Source organism: Streptomyces sp. NPDC051913 (assembly GCF_044593635.1).
Taxonomy (GTDB): Bacteria; Actinomycetota; Actinomycetes; order Streptomycetales; family Streptomycetaceae; genus Streptomyces.
The window spans coordinates 393373-407125 of the sequence record NZ_JBIUCI010000001.1 but is presented as its reverse complement, the minus strand read 5'-3'; the positions used below and the strand labels follow the sequence as shown (position 1 = coordinate 407125).

At 67.3% G+C, this 13753-nt stretch carries 12 protein-coding genes; 7 read left to right on the top strand and 5 right to left on the bottom strand.

Annotation, left to right across the window (positions count from 1 at the left end; all coding sequences use genetic code 11):
- Positions 1-62: 62 nt before the first annotated feature.
- Both ACIHIX_RS01875 and ACIHIX_RS01870 read left to right on the top strand, forming a co-directional pair.
- Positions 63-449, top strand: a complete 387-nt coding sequence (locus ACIHIX_RS01875; RefSeq protein ID WP_399948666.1) for a VOC family protein — start codon at positions 63-65, stop codon at positions 447-449.
- 42 nt (positions 450-491) lie between these two features.
- Entirely contained in the window at positions 492-995 is a 504-nt protein-coding gene (locus tag ACIHIX_RS01870) for a DinB family protein (RefSeq protein WP_399948664.1), read from the top strand.
- A 142-nt stretch (positions 996-1137) separates the two neighbouring features.
- Here the strand turns inward: ACIHIX_RS01870 and ACIHIX_RS01865 are convergent, their stop codons facing one another.
- The 5 genes from ACIHIX_RS01865 to ACIHIX_RS01845 form a co-directional block, all read right to left on the bottom strand.
- A complete protein-coding gene (locus ACIHIX_RS01865; protein WP_399948662.1) occupies positions 1138-2184 on the bottom strand; it encodes an ABC transporter ATP-binding protein in 1047 nt (348 codons plus the stop codon).
- Positions 2185-2210: 26 nt separating this feature from the next.
- A complete protein-coding gene (locus tag ACIHIX_RS01860) occupies positions 2211-3245 on the bottom strand; it encodes an ABC transporter ATP-binding protein (RefSeq protein ID WP_399948660.1) in 1035 nt (344 codons plus the stop codon).
- A 49-nt stretch (positions 3246-3294) separates the two neighbouring features.
- Positions 3295-4275 carry an ABC transporter permease gene (locus ACIHIX_RS01855; RefSeq protein WP_399948658.1) on the bottom strand — a complete coding sequence of 327 codons (981 nt, stop codon included), beginning with the start codon at positions 4273-4275 and terminating at the stop codon, positions 3295-3297.
- Positions 4276-4376: 101 nt separating this feature from the next.
- A complete protein-coding gene (locus ACIHIX_RS01850) occupies positions 4377-6134 on the bottom strand; it encodes an ABC transporter substrate-binding protein (protein WP_399948656.1) in 1758 nt (585 codons plus the stop codon).
- 81 nt (positions 6135-6215) lie between these two features.
- Positions 6216-7211: an ABC transporter permease gene (locus ACIHIX_RS01845; protein ID WP_399948654.1), complete on the bottom strand. Its 996-nt coding sequence runs from the start codon at positions 7209-7211 to the stop codon at positions 6216-6218.
- Positions 7212-7714: 503 nt separating this feature from the next.
- Between ACIHIX_RS01845 and ACIHIX_RS01840 the strand changes: the two genes are divergently transcribed.
- The 5 genes from ACIHIX_RS01840 (at position 7715) to ACIHIX_RS01820 (ending at position 13679) form a co-directional block, all read left to right on the top strand.
- Entirely contained in the window at positions 7715-9355 is a 1641-nt protein-coding gene (locus ACIHIX_RS01840) for an ABC transporter substrate-binding protein (protein WP_399948652.1), read from the top strand.
- A 7-nt stretch (positions 9356-9362) separates the two neighbouring features.
- A complete protein-coding gene (locus ACIHIX_RS01835) occupies positions 9363-10286 on the top strand; it encodes an ABC transporter permease (protein ID WP_399948650.1) in 924 nt (307 codons plus the stop codon).
- Positions 10279-11250, top strand: a complete 972-nt coding sequence (locus ACIHIX_RS01830; RefSeq protein ID WP_399948648.1) for an ABC transporter permease — start codon at positions 10279-10281, stop codon at positions 11248-11250. Before ACIHIX_RS01835 ends, ACIHIX_RS01830 begins: the two co-directional genes overlap by 8 nt.
- 424 nt (positions 11251-11674) lie before the next feature.
- The gene (locus ACIHIX_RS01825; RefSeq protein WP_399948646.1) at positions 11675-12649 is read left to right on the top strand and encodes an ABC transporter ATP-binding protein; all 975 of its coding nucleotides are present in this window, start codon (positions 11675-11677) and stop codon (positions 12647-12649) included.
- Positions 12642-13679, top strand: coding sequence for an ABC transporter ATP-binding protein (locus ACIHIX_RS01820; RefSeq protein ID WP_399948644.1), 1038 nt, complete (start codon positions 12642-12644; stop codon positions 13677-13679). Before ACIHIX_RS01825 ends, ACIHIX_RS01820 begins: the two co-directional genes overlap by 8 nt.
- The last annotated feature ends 74 nt before the right edge of the window (positions 13680-13753 follow it).

Below are 13753 nucleotides of genomic sequence, written 5' to 3'. Positions count from 1 at the left end.
TGCCACACCCTACTGAACGGCGTGACAGGATCAGGCCTCCACGACCCTGGAGGGAGCGGGAGTTGCTGCACCACGTCGAGCTGTGGGTACCGGATCTGGAGCGGGCGGTGGCGTCCTGGGGCTGGCTGTTCGAGCGGCTGGGCTGGGAGCCGTACCAGGACTGGCCGGCGGGCCGCAGCTGGCGCACGGGGGAGACGTACGTCGTCCTGGAACAGTCCCCGGCGCTGACGGGCGACCACCACGACCGGCTGCGCCCCGGCCTGAACCACCTGGCGTTCCATGTCCGAAGCCGCGGGGAGCTGGACGCGCTGGTGACGGAGGCGCCGGGGCACGGCTGGACGCTGCTCTTCCCGGACCGGCATCCGTACGCCGGCGGGGCGGAGCACTGTGCGGGGTATCTGGAGGACAAGGACGGTTTCGAGGTGGAACTGGTGGCCAGAGGGCAGTAATTGGCTCGCCCTTCGACACCCGGGACGGCAAGCTCGTCCTCGATGACTCGAACCGATACCCCCGCCGCCTGGGACGAACGCACCCAGCTCACCACCTTCCTCGACTACGCCCGGGCCACCGCGGTGGCCAAGTGCGAGGACGTCTCCGCGGAGAACGCGGTCAGGGCCCCGCTGCCGGGCTCACCGCTCATGACCCTGTCCGGCCTGATCAACCACCTGCGCTGGGTCGAGTACTGGTGGTTCCAGGTCGTCTTCCTCGGGGAGGAGGACGCGGGCCCTTGGACGGACGAGGACCCGGACCGCGAGATGCGGATCGCGGTCGACATGCCCCTGGCGGACGTCCTGCGTGACTACACCGACCAGTCCGCCCGCTACCGCGAGCTGGTCGCCGCGAACGACCTGGACACCCAGGCAAAACGCCCCATCCGCGACGGCCGCCACCCCGACCTCCGCTGGATCCTCCTCCACCTGATTGAGGAAACGGCCCGGCACAACGGGCACTTGGACATCGTGCGGGAACTGGTGGACGGGACGACCGGGGCGTGATGTTCCGGGGCAGCAGCACAAAGGCCCGCGCCTGGGTGGGCGCGGGCCTCTGTCTTCCCCTGGAAGCGGACGATCTCGGGCTCGGGTCAATGGGCCTTGAAAGTCCGTTCCCTGTAGGAGACGGCTGACGGAAAGGGGTGTGTCAGCTCGCCGCCTGGGGGTCCTTGGAGAGACGCGGGGCCGGAATGGTTCCCTCCGTCTCCGGGTAGTGGCACGCCGTCAGATGGCCCGGCTTGTTGCCCTCGACCTGGACCAGCGGGGGCGCCTCGGTCGCGCACTTCTCCGTCGCCTTCCAGCAGCGGGTGCGGAAGCGGCAGCCCGACGGCGGGTTCAGCGGGGAGGGCACGTCGCCCTGGAGGCGGATGCGCTCACGGGCCGGGGTCTCGTCCACCGTCGCCTCCGGCACCGCGGACAGCAGGGCCCGGGTGTAGGGGTGGCGCGGGTTGCCGTACAGGTCGTCGCGGTCGGCGATCTCGACGATCTTGCCGAGGTACATCACGGCCACGCGCTGCGAGAAGTGCCGTACGACGGCGAGGTCGTGGGCGATGAAGACGAACGCGATGCCCAGCTCCTGCTGGACCTTCTGGAGCAGGTTCACCACCTGCGCCTGGATGGAGACGTCCAGGGCCGAGACCGGCTCGTCCGCCACGATCAGCTTGGGTTCGAGCGCCAACGCCCGTGCCACGCCGATGCGCTGGCGCTGACCGCCGGAGAACTCGTGCGGGAAGCGGTTGTAGTGCTCGGGGTTGAGGCCGACGATCTCCAGCAGCTCGCGGACGCGCTTCTCGCGACCGCCCGCCGGGTTGATGTCGTTGATCTCCATCGGACCCGCGATGATCTTGCCGACCGTCTGCCGCGGGTTCAGCGAGGCGTACGGGTCCTGGAAGATCATCTGGATCTCGGAGCGGATCGGCGCAAGACCCTTGCGGCCCGCGTGCGTGATGTCCTGCCCGCGGTAGGAGATCTTGCCGCCGGTGGGCTCCAGGAGGCGCGTGATCAGCCGGCCCGTCGTGGACTTGCCGCAGCCCGACTCGCCCACCAGGCCGAGGGCCTCGCCCTCGTTGACCTGGAAGTCGAGCCCGTCGACGGCCTGCACCGCGCCGACCGTACGGCGGATCGGGAAGCCGCCCTTGACCGGGAAGTGCTTCGTCAGACCGGAGACGTCCAGGAGGGGTTTGGTGTTGCTCATGATGGTGAAGTCCCGTCTCGGTTACGTCAGTGCCGGGTCGCGGCGAGGTCGGCGAAGAATTCCTGGCGCTGGTCCAGCGTGAGGTGGCAGGCGGAACCCCGGCCGTCCTCGACCTTCAGCAGCGGGCGCTCGGTGGAGCACCGCCCGCCCGGAACCTTCTCGGCGAAGGAGCAGCGCGGGTGGAAGCGGCAGCCCGACGGGGGGTTCAGCAGCGAGGGCGGCGAACCCGGGATCGGCGACAGCGGCACGTCCACCGGACCGTCCAGGCTCGGCATGGAGCTCAGCAGGCCGACCGTGTAAGGGTGCTGCGGCGTGCGCAGCACCTCCTCCTTCGTGCCCCGCTCCACACACCGGCCGCCGTACATCACCAGCACGTCGTCCGCGATGTCGGCGATGACACCGAGGTCGTGGGTGATGAAGATGATCGCGGTGCCGAACTCCTGCTGGAGGTCCTTGAGCAGGTCCATGATCTGGGCCTGGACCGTCACGTCGAGCGCGGTGGTCGGCTCGTCGGCGATCAGCAGCTCGGGGTCGCAGACCAGCGCCATGGCGATCATCGCGCGCTGGCGCATACCGCCGGAGAACTGGTGCGGATAGTCGTCCACCCGCATGTCCGGCTGGGGGATGCCGACACGCCGCAGCATCTCGATCGCCCGCTTGCGGGCCTCCGCCCTGGAGGCACCGGTGTGCTTGCGGTACGTCTCACCGATCTGCTTGCCGATGGTGTGGTACGGCGACAGCGAGGCCAGGGCGTCCTGGAAGATCATCGCCATCTTGTTGCCGCGCAGCTTCTCCAGCTCGGCCTCGCGAGCCGTGGTCAGCTCCTTGCCGTCGAGCAGGATCTCGCCGTCGATGGCGGTGCGGTGCCGGTCGTGCAGGCCGAGGATCGTCAGGTTGGTGACGGACTTGCCTGAGCCGGACTCGCCCACGATGCCGAGGGTCTTGCCCTTTTCGAGGTCGAACGAGAGACCGTCGACGGCCTTGACGACGCCGTCCTCGGTGGAGAAGTGGACTTTCAGGTCCCTGACGGAGAGGAAGGGCTGCTGATCGGTGCTCGTCACGGGGACGCTCCTGGGGGTCATGCCGGGGGGTAGCTGGAGGGGGACCGGATCAGGCGAGCCGGATGCGCGGGTCGATGAGGGCGTAGACGGCGTCCACGATGATGTTGGCGAAGACGATGCCGGCCGCCGCGATCATGGTGACGCCGAGCAGCATGGGCAGGTCGCTGTCGTCGACCGAGCGGACGGCCAGCGTGCCGAGGCCCTGGATGCTGAAGACCGACTCGGTGATGATCGCGCCGCCGACCAGGGTGCCCATGTCGATGCCGAAGATCGTCACGATCGGGCCCATCGCTCCACGCCAGGCGAAGCGGAAGAAGACGGAGCTGCGGGACAGGCCCTTGGCCCGGGCCGTGCGCACGTAGTCCTCGCTGAGCTGTTCCACCAGCTGCGAACGGGTCATACGCGTGTAGTTGGCCGTGAAGATGATCGACAGCACCAGCCACGGCAGCAGCAGGCCGGAGGCCCAGGCGCCGGGGTTGTCGGTGAACGGCGTGTACGACGGCTGGTCCAGCAGGTGGAGCTGGGTCACCAGGAGGAACATCGCGATGTAGCCGACGAAGTAGATCTGCATCGACGAGCCGATGAGCGAGAAGGAGCTGGCGGCCTTGTCGAGGAACTTGCCCTGCTTGAGCGCGGCCAGCATGCCGGTGCCCACACCGATGATCAGGAAGAAGAAGGCGCCGCCGATGGCGAGCGAGATGGTGGTGGGCAGCCGCTCCATGATTGTGTCGAACACGTTCACGTTGTTGCTGAACGAGTAGCCGAAGCAGGGCGCGTCGCAGTGTCCGACGCCCACGTAGTCCCGGCCCACGAAGACGGCCTGGAGCCAGTGCCAGTACTGCACCGGCATCGGGTCGGCGATCCCGAGGTTCTGCCGTACCTGTGCGAGCAGTTGGTCGTCACAGACCTTGCCGCAGGCCATCCGTGCCGGGTCGCGCGGGATGGCGTAGAAGAGGAAGAAGGTGACGGCGCTGATGATCAGCAGAATCACGAGTGCGCCGAGCACTCGGCGGACCAGGAAACGGAACATGGGGTGAGACTTTCCGGACGGGGCGCCGTCGCCGGGGTGTGGGGAGCGGGCTTGGACGGGGCCGGGGCGGCGGTCGGTCGGACCGCCGCCCCGGGAAAGCGTCAGGCCTTCGCGAAGACCTTGCCGAGGGCGACGCAGGTGTCACCGGCGTTGTAGACCACGCCACCGACCTTCGAACCGTAGAAGTAGTTACGGATCGGGTTGTAGTCGGGGACGCAGGCCGCGAGCGTCATGATCTGCTTGTCGATCGCGCCCCAGGCCGCGTTGGCCTTGTCCGCGTCGGTGATCGAGGTGGCGGCGGCGATCGCCTTGTTGACGCTGGTGTCGTTCAGCTGCGACCAGTTGACGCCACCGTCGGCGATCTGGCTGCCGTCCCAGCAGGGCTGGATGACGGCGTAACCGGCCGGCCAGTCCGGGCCCCAGCCCGCGGCGAACAGGTCGAAGCCGTTGTCCAGCTGACCGATCTCGGAGTAGAAGGTGGTCTTGTCGACCTGCTTGGTCACCACGTCGAAGCCCGCCTTGGTGAGGGCGTTCTTGATGGTGACGGCTTCCTTGACGGCCTTGTCGGACTGCTGGAAGGCGATGACCAGCTTCTGGCCCTCCTTGCCGGCTTCCTTCAGCAGCGCCTTGGCCTTCTCCGGGTCACCGGTCGGCTTGGTCTTCTTGCCGTACAGGTCGAAGTCCTCGTGACCCGGGGTCAGCGGGGAGATGATCGTGGTCGCGGTCGCGGTGACCTGCGAGCCACCACGCTGCTGCTTGAGCTGCTGCGCCGGCCACGCCCAGTTGATCGCCTGACGGACCTTGACGTCCTTGATGCGCGTCATGTTGATCGGGAAGTAGTAGCAGGTCGTGTCGACCTGGGTCAGCACCCGCTGCTTGAGCGTGGCGTCGCCGAGCACCTTGGTGATGCGCTCGGAGGCGACCTCGTTCAGCAGGGACAGCGCGTACTGGTCGTTGCCCGAGTCGGCGATGTAGCGGTCCGTGGAGGCCAGGCCCTGGAAGCCGAACTGCATGACGACCTTGTCCGGGTAACCGTTGCGGCACGGGTCGAGGCTGGCGTCCCAGTTCTCGTTGCGCACCAGGGTCAGGGACTTGTCGATGCTGCGGGACTCGATCTTGTACGGGCCGCAGGAGAACGGACGCTGGTCGTACTTCTTCTTCGTGTCCTTGGCCTTGGGCACGATCGCGTAGCCGCGCATGGCGAGCATGAACGGGAAGTCGGCGTGCGCCTCCTTCAGACGGAAGGTGACGGTGTTGCCGTCCGTCTCGATGGAGGAGAGGTGCTTGCCGTCGTAGGGGCCCTTGTACTTGTCGCCGCCCTCGAGCCAGTTCTGCGGGTAGCGGGGGCCCTCGGTGACGAAGTCGGCGAAGAGGCGCTCGAAGGTGTGACGGACGTCGTCGATGGTGACGACCTTGCCGTCCTCCCACTTGATGCCGTCCTTCAGCGTGAAGGACCAGGTCTTGCCGCCGTCCTTGACGGTGCCGGCGTCGGTGGCGAGGTCGCCGACCAGGGTGGTGTTGCCCTTGGAGTCGACACGGTAGCCGGTCAGACCACGCAGGAACAGGACCGAACCGGCACCCGTGTACGAGGAGTAGATCTGCGCCGGGTCCAGGTGGTCGAAGTCGATCTGGTCGAGCGTGTAGATGGTGCCGCCCTTGCGCGCGCCCGGCATCTCCGGGGCGGGGCCCTTGGAGTCGGTGGCGGTGCCGACGGCGATCTCGGCGGCCTTGCCCTTCTCGACCGACGGGGTCTTGCTGCTCGAACCACCGGCGTCGCCGCTGCTGCAGGCGCTCAGGACGGTGCTGGCTCCCGCCGCCACACCGGTGGCGATCAGGAAGTTTCTGCGGGAAAAGGACATGGCTACCTGCCTAGACGTGATGGATGAGAGAGACGTGCTGCCGCTGACGGCCGGTGGACGGCTGTGTCCGGGCCGGGGAACTCAGCGCTTGGACTTCGGGTCGAGTGCGTCGCGGACCGAGTCGCCGAGGAGGTTGAACGCCAGGACGAAGATGATCATCGAGACGCCCGGGAAGATCATGAAGGTGATGTCGTCCGTGTAGTACTGCGCTCCACGCTGGATCATCACGCCCCAGTCCGGGGTCGGGTCCTGGATGCCGACGCCGAGGAAGGCGAGGCCCGCCTCCGCGGTCACGAACGCCGGGAGGGCGAGGGTGGACTGGATGAGGATCGGAGTCCACAGGTTGGGCAGCAGTTCCTTGAAGATGATCCGGCCGGGGGAGGCTCCGGTCACCTTGGCGGCCTCGACGAACTCACGCTCGCGCAGGGCCAGCACCTGGCCGCGCAGCAGGCGGGCGATGGAGGCCCAGCCGAAGGCCGTGAGCAGCACGACCAGGCAGACGCCGCGTCCCCAGGCGGGGATCTCCTCGTCGGCGGCCCAGAAGAGGCCGTACACGACGGGCGTGAAGGCGATGAAGAACAGGGTGGAGGGGAACGACAGCACGATGTCGATGACCCGGCTGACGAGATAGTCCGTCTTTCCGCCCAGGTAGCCGGCGGAGACGCCGACGATCACACCGAGGACCGTGACCAGGACCGTGGTGATCGTGGCGATCATCAGCGAGGTCCGGATGCCGTAGAGCAGGAACGTGAACACGTCGCGTCCCATGGCCGGCTCGATGCCGAACCAGAAGTTCGCGTCGATGCCGCCGTTGGGTTTGATGGGGTAGCCGGCGTCGTTCAGCAGTGTGCCGATCGGCGCGTCCTGGCCGTACTGGTCGTACGGGTTCTTCCCGTACAGCTTGGCTATGAGCGGAGCGGCGACGGCGATCGTGAAGAAGAAGATCACGATGTACGCCGATATGACGCCCGTGCGGTCACGCTTGAACCGGCGCCAGGCGAGCTGCCCGGGTGAGCGGCTTTCGTTGGCCTTCGGAGAGGGAGAAGTGATCGACTTCTCGGCGCTCTCTTCGGTCACCTCAAGCGGGGCAGCCGCCGATGGAGTTGGGGGGGTCATGGTGCTCCTGGCCCAAGGGAGGGTCTGATGACTCCGCAGGGCACTCCCCTACGGGCTACGCCGGACTTTTTCAACGCAATTCATTCAAGGTCAATAAATTCTCGGTCGACTTGGGTTTCTCTTTACTTTCTTTACCTGGACTTGACCAATCTGTAGCTACGCGTGTAGCGCCTCGTGATCGATCCGTGTTTTATATCGGGCCAACTGCCCCAATCGGGCAATGAGTTCGATATGCGGACTGTGGCGTGTCGAAATCCGTACATAGGCGGGTCGCAATCCAACGGTTCTGCATCGGAACGTGAAGATCCATTGCGTCCTGCACGCAAGATCCACTGACGGAGAGGTCGGACCTTCCCGGGAGGTCTCCACCCGTTCCCCTAAAGGGCTCAATACGTGTGCGGTTTGCCTGATTTACGTCGATATTTGCCGGTAACGGATCAGCGCAGTCAATCAGGAGGCACTCCATGCGTGGAGCCACGCACGCCAAGTGGGCCGCATGCGCGGCGGCGGTAGCCCTCGCGGCGACGGCCTGCGGAGGTGGGGACAGCGACAGCGGCGGCGGCGGTGGCGACAGCAGCGCGACGCTCAGCGCCTCCTGGGGCGACCCGCAGAACCCGTTGGAGCCGGCCAACACCAACGAGGTGCAGGGCGGCAAGGTGCTCGACATGATCTTCCGGTCCCTGAAGAGGTACAACCCGGAGACCGGCAAGGCCGAGGACATGCTCGCCGAGAAGATCGACACGAGCGACTCGCAGAACTTCACCGTCACCGTCAAGAGCGGCTGGACCTTCTCCAATGGCGAGAAGGTCACCGCGAAGTCCTTCGTCGACGCCTGGAACTACGGGGCCAGCCTCAAGAACAACCAGAAGAACGCGTACTTCTTCGGGTACATCGACGGCTATGACAAGGTCCACCCCGAGGACGGCGGCAAGCAGACCGCGCAGACGCTCTCCGGCCTGAAGGTCACCGGCGACCTGACCTTCACGGTCAAGCTCAACCAGAAGTTCTCGACCTTCCCCGACACCCTCGGCTACCCGGCCTACGCCCCGCTCCCGCAGGCCTTCTTCACCGACCACGACGGCTGGCTGAAGAAGCCGGTCGGCAACGGCCCGTACACCATCGCGTCGTACACCAAGGGCTCGCAGATGAGCCTGAAGAAGTGGGACGGCTACCCCGGTGCGGACAAGGCGCAGAACGGCGGAGTGACCCTCAAGGTCTACACCGACAACAACACCGCCTACACCGACCTCATGGCCGGCAACCTCGACCTCGTCGACGACGTCCCCGCCGCCCAGCTCAAGAACGTCCAGGCCGACCTGGGCGACCGCTACCTCAACACCCCGGCCGGCATCATCCAGACCCTCGCCTTCCCGTTCTACGACAAGAAGTGGAACACGGCGGGCATGGAGAAGGTCCGCACCGGACTGTCCCGGGCGATCAACCGGGACCAGATCACCAAGACCATCTTCAACGACACCCGCACCCCGGCCAGCGACTGGACCTCCCCGGTCCTCGGCGAGGCCGGCGGCTTCAAGGAAGGTCTGTGCGGGGACGCCTGTGAATACGACGCCGCCGCGGCGAAGAAGCTGATCGAGGAGGGCGGCGGCCTCCCCGGAGGCCAGGTCAAGATCACGTACAACGCGGACACGGGCTCGCACAAGCAGTGGGTCGACGCGGTGTGCAACTCGATCAACAACGCGCTCGACAACGACAAGGCCTGCGTCGGCAACCCGGTCGGCACCTTCGCCGACTACCGCAACCAGATCACCGAGAAGAAGATGAGCGGCCCCTTCCGGGCCGGCTGGCAGATGGACTACCCGCTCATCCAGAACTTCCTCCAGCCGCTCTACTACACCAACGCCTCCTCCAACGACGGCAAGTGGTCCAACAAGGACTTCGACAAGCTCGTCGACGAGGCCAACGCCGAGACCGACACCGCCAAGGCCGTCTCCACGTTCCAGGACGCCGAGAAGGTGCTGCGGGACAACATGGGCGCGATCCCGCTCTGGTACCAGAACGGCAGCGCCGGCTACTCGGAGCGGCTCTCCAACGTCAAGCTCAACCCGTTCAGCGTCCCGGTCTACAACGAGATCAAGGTCGGCTGAGCCTGCCATGGGACGCTACGTCGTCCGGCGCCTGCTCCAGATGATCCCGGTGTTCATCGGCGCCACGCTCCTCATCTTCCTCATGGTCAACGTGATGGGCGACCCCATCGCGGGCCTGTGCGGCGACCGGCAGTGCGACGCCGCCACCGCCGCCCAGCTGGAGAAGGAGTTCGGCCTCGACAAGCCCGTCTGGCAGCAGTACCTGACCTACATGGGGAACGTCTTCACCGGCGACTTCGGCACCGCGTTCAACGGGCAGAAGGTCACCGAGCTGATGGCGACGGCGTTCCCCGTCACGATCCGCCTGACGATCGTCGCGATCCTCTTCGAGATCGTCATCGGCATCACCCTGGGTGTCGTCACGGGCCTGCGCCGCGGCAAGCCCGTCGACACCTCGGTCCTGATGCTGACGCTCGTCGTGATCTCGGTCCCGACCTTCGTCACCGGCCTGCTGCTCCAGCTCCTCCTCGGCGTCGAGTGGGGCTGGATCAAACCGTCGGTGTCCGCGGACGCCACGTTCAGCGAACTGATCGTGCCGGGCCTGGTGCTGGCGTCGGTGTCGCTGGCCTACGTGACCCGGCTGACCCGGACGTCGATCGCGGAGAACCGCCGCAGCGACTACGTCCGTACGGCGGTGGCGAAGGGGCTGCCGAGACGACGGGTCGTCATCCGCCACCTCCTGCGCAACTCCCTCATCCCGGTCATCACCTTCATCGGCACCGACATCGGCGCCCTGATGGGCGGCGCGATCGTCACCGAGCGCATCTTCAACATCCACGGCGTCGGCTACCAGCTCTACCAGGGCATCCTGCGCCAGAACACCCAGACGGTGGTCGGCTTCGTCACCGTCCTCGTGCTGGTCTTCCTGGTGGCCAACCTGCTCGTCGACCTCCTGTACGCCGTACTCGACCCGAGGATCCGCTATGCCTGAACCCCAGGAGCCCGAGGGCGCGATCGCCGGGACCGGCATGGGCGGCGCCATGGACCTCGCGGTCAGCGAGGCGACCACGCTGGAGAAGGGGCCCGGCCCGTCGGGCGGCCCCCAGGGCAAGCCCCGCTCGCTCTGGTCGGACGCCTGGCGGGACCTGCGCCGCAACCCGGTCTTCATCATCTCGGGCCTGGTCATCCTCTTCCTGGTCGTCATCTCCCTGTGGCCGTCGCTGATCGCCTCCGGCAACCCGCTCAAGTGCGACCTGGCCAAGGCCCAGGAGGGCTCCCAACCAGGCCATCCCTTCGGCTTCGACGGGCAGGGCTGCGACGTCTACACCCGCACCGTCTACGGCGCCCGTACGTCCGTCACGGTCGGCGTCTGCGCCACGCTCGGGGTCGCGATCCTGGGCTCGGTGCTCGGCGGCCTGGCCGGCTTCTTCGGTGGCTTCTGGGACTCGATCCTGTCCCGCATCACCGACGTGTTCTTCGCGATCCCCGTGGTCCTGGGCGGCCTGGTCCTCCTGTCCGTGGTCACCAGCAACACGGTCTGGCCGGTGATCGGCTTCATGGTGCTGCTGGGCTGGCCGCAGATCTCCCGCATCGCGAGGGGCTCGGTCATCACGGCGAAACAGAACGACTACGTCCAGGCCGCGAAGGCGCTGGGCGCCTCCCACTCCCGCCAGCTGCTCCGCCACATCGCGCCGAACGCGGTGGCCCCGGTGATCGTCGTCGCGACCATCGCGCTCGGCACGTACATCGCCCTGGAGGCGACGCTCTCCTACCTCGGCGTGGGCCTGAAGCCGCCGACCGTCAGCTGGGGCATCGACATCTCCGCGGCCTCCGCCTACATCCGCCAGGCCCCCCACATGCTCCTCTGGCCCGCCGGCGCCCTCGCCCTCACCGTCCTCGCGTTCATCATGCTCGGCGACGCGGTCCGCGACGCCCTCGACCCGAAGCTGAGGTGAGGGGCGTGCGCGTGCTGGAAGCCGCGAGGCTGCCGCGAGCCGTTGGGACGCGGGGCGTCGTGAGGGCGCTGGGCGTCGTGAAGGCGCCCCGAGCCCTGAGGCCGTCCGGCGTCACGGGCGTCTCTGAAGGGCGTCGTGGCGTGCCGGCTCCCCTCGACCGGCCCGGTGGCGATACCGCCGCCCGGCCGGTCGCCGTATCGGCCTTCGCTGTCCGCATGGGCCTCGCCCGCGACGCCCTCGACCCGAAGCTGAGGTGAGGGGCGTGCGCGTGCTGGAAGCCGTGAGGGTGCCGGGAGGCATGGTCTGCCCGCTCTCCTCGACCGGCCCGGTGGCGATGTCGTCGCCCGGTCGGTCGCCGTATCGGCGTTCGTTGTCCGCGTGGACCTCGTCCGCGACGCCCCCCGACCCGAAGCTGAGGTGAGCCGTGCTCCTGGAAGTGCGTGATCTGCACGTGGAGTTCAAGACCCGGGACGGGGTCGCCAAGGCGGTCAACGGGGTCGACTACGCCGTGGACGCGGGGGAGACCCTGGCCGTGCTGGGGGAGTCCGGGTCCGGGAAGTCCGTGACCGCGCAGGCGATCATGGGCATTCTCGACATGCCGCCGGGGCGCATCGCGGGCGGCGAGATCCTCTTCCAGGGCAAGGACCTGCTGAAGCTCAAGGAGGAGGAGCGGCGCAAGGTCCGTGGCGCCGAGATGGCGATGATCTTCCAGGACGCGCTCTCCTCGCTGAACCCGGTGCTGTCCGTGGGCGATCAGCTCGGTGAGATGTTCGTCGTGCACCGGGGCATGTCGAAGAAGGACGCGCGGGCCAAGGCCGTGGAGCTGATGGACCGGGTGCGCATCCCGGCCGCGAAGGAGCGGGTCAAGCAGTACCCGCACCAGTTCTCCGGCGGCATGCGCCAACGCATCATGATCGCCATGGCGATGGCCCTGGAGCCCGCCCTGATCATCGCCGACGAACCGACCACGGCCCTCGACGTCACCGTCCAGGCGCAGGTGATGGATCTGCTCGCGGAGTTGCAGCGCGAGTACAACATGGGGCTCATCCTCATCACCCACGACCTCGGTGTGGTCGCCGACGTCGCCGACCGGATCGCGGTGATGTACGCGGGCCGCATCGTCGAGCAGGCGCCGGTGCACGACATCTACAAGGCCCCGGCACACCCCTACACGCGTGGTCTGCTGGACTCCATCCCGCGCCTGGACCAGAAGGGCCAGGAGCTGTACGCGATCAAGGGGCTGCCGCCCAACCTGATGGACATCCCGCCGGGTTGCGCGTTCAACCCCCGGTGTCCGATGGCCCAGGACGTGTGCCGGACGGACGAACCCCCGCTGTACGAGGTGTCGCAGGACCGCACGAGCGCCTGTCACTTCTGGAGGGAGTGCCTCAATGGCTGAGCCGATCATCGAGGTGAGCGGACTGGTCAAGCACTACCCGCTCACCCAGGGCGTGCTGTTCAAGAAGCAGGTAGGGGCCGTCAAGGCGGTCGACGGTGTGGACTTCACGCTGGGCAGTGGAGAGACGCTCGGGATCGTCGGGGAGTCGGGCTGCGGCAAGTCGACCGTCGCCAAGATGCTGGTCAACCTCGAGCAGCCGACCGCCGGTTCGATCAAGTACAAGGGCGAGGACATCACCAAGCTGTCCGGCAAGGCCCTCAAGTCGGTGCGCCGCAACATCCAGATGGTGTTCCAGGACCCGTACACCTCCCTCAACCCCCGTATGACGGTGGGCGACATCATCGGCGAGCCCTACGACATCCATCCCGAGGTCGCACCCAAGGGCGACCGCCGCCGCAAGGTCCAGGACCTCCTGGACGTGGTCGGCCTCAACCCCGAGTACATCAACCGCTATCCGCACCAGTTCTCCGGTGGCCAGCGCCAACGCATCGGCATCGCACGGGGCCTGGCGCTGCGCCCGGAGGTCATCGTCGCCGACGAGCCGGTCTCCGCGCTCGACGTCTCCGTCCAGGCACAGGTCATCAACCTGATGGACCGCCTCCAGAACGACTTCGACCTCTCCTACGTCTTCATCGCCCACGACCTCTCCATCGTCCGCCACATCTCCGACCGCGTCGGCGTGATGTACCTCGGGCGGATCGTGGAGATCGGCAGGGACGCGGAGATCTACGACCACCCCACGCACCCCTACACCCAGGCGCTGCTCTCCGCCGTCCCCGTGCCCGACCCCGAGGCCCGTGAGCACCGCGAACGCATCATCCTGTCCGGCGACGTCCCCTCCCCGACGAACATCCCCTCCGGCTGCCGCTTCCGCACCCGCTGCTGGAAAGCACAGGAGCGGTGCGCCATGGAGGTCCCGGCCCTGGCGGTGCCGAGCGAGTTCCGTCTCCTCCCGGGCCCCGCGGCCCATGACTCGGCCTGCCATTTCGCGGAGGAGATGCAGGTGGTGCCGCCCGAGGCGCCGGAGTAACACGGAGGCAACTTGGCTGACCCGGTTCCGATATACGGACGCGTCAGGCTGAACAACGTACGGCCGTGCGGGTG

Bases quoted from the DNA above. Each gene is read 5' to 3' on its own strand.
- ACIHIX_RS01820 (WP_399948644.1), top strand. From the start codon at position 12,642: ATGGCTGAGCCGATCATCGAGGTGAGCGGACTGGTCAAGCACTACCCG.
- ACIHIX_RS01855 (WP_399948658.1), bottom strand. From the start codon at position 4,275: ATGTTCCGTTTCCTGGTCCGCCGAGTGCTCGGCGCACTCGTGATTCTG.
- ACIHIX_RS01830 (WP_399948648.1), top strand. From the start codon at position 10,279: ATGCCTGAACCCCAGGAGCCCGAGGGCGCGATCGCCGGGACCGGCATG.
- ACIHIX_RS01870 (WP_399948664.1), top strand. From the start codon at position 492: ATGACTCGAACCGATACCCCCGCCGCCTGGGACGAACGCACCCAGCTC.
- ACIHIX_RS01865 (WP_399948662.1), bottom strand. From the start codon at position 2,184: ATGAGCAACACCAAACCCCTCCTGGACGTCTCCGGTCTGACGAAGCAC.
- ACIHIX_RS01850 (WP_399948656.1), bottom strand. From the start codon at position 6,134: ATGTCCTTTTCCCGCAGAAACTTCCTGATCGCCACCGGTGTGGCGGCG.
- ACIHIX_RS01840 (WP_399948652.1), top strand. From the start codon at position 7,715: ATGCGTGGAGCCACGCACGCCAAGTGGGCCGCATGCGCGGCGGCGGTA.
- ACIHIX_RS01835 (WP_399948650.1), top strand. From the start codon at position 9,363: ATGGGACGCTACGTCGTCCGGCGCCTGCTCCAGATGATCCCGGTGTTC.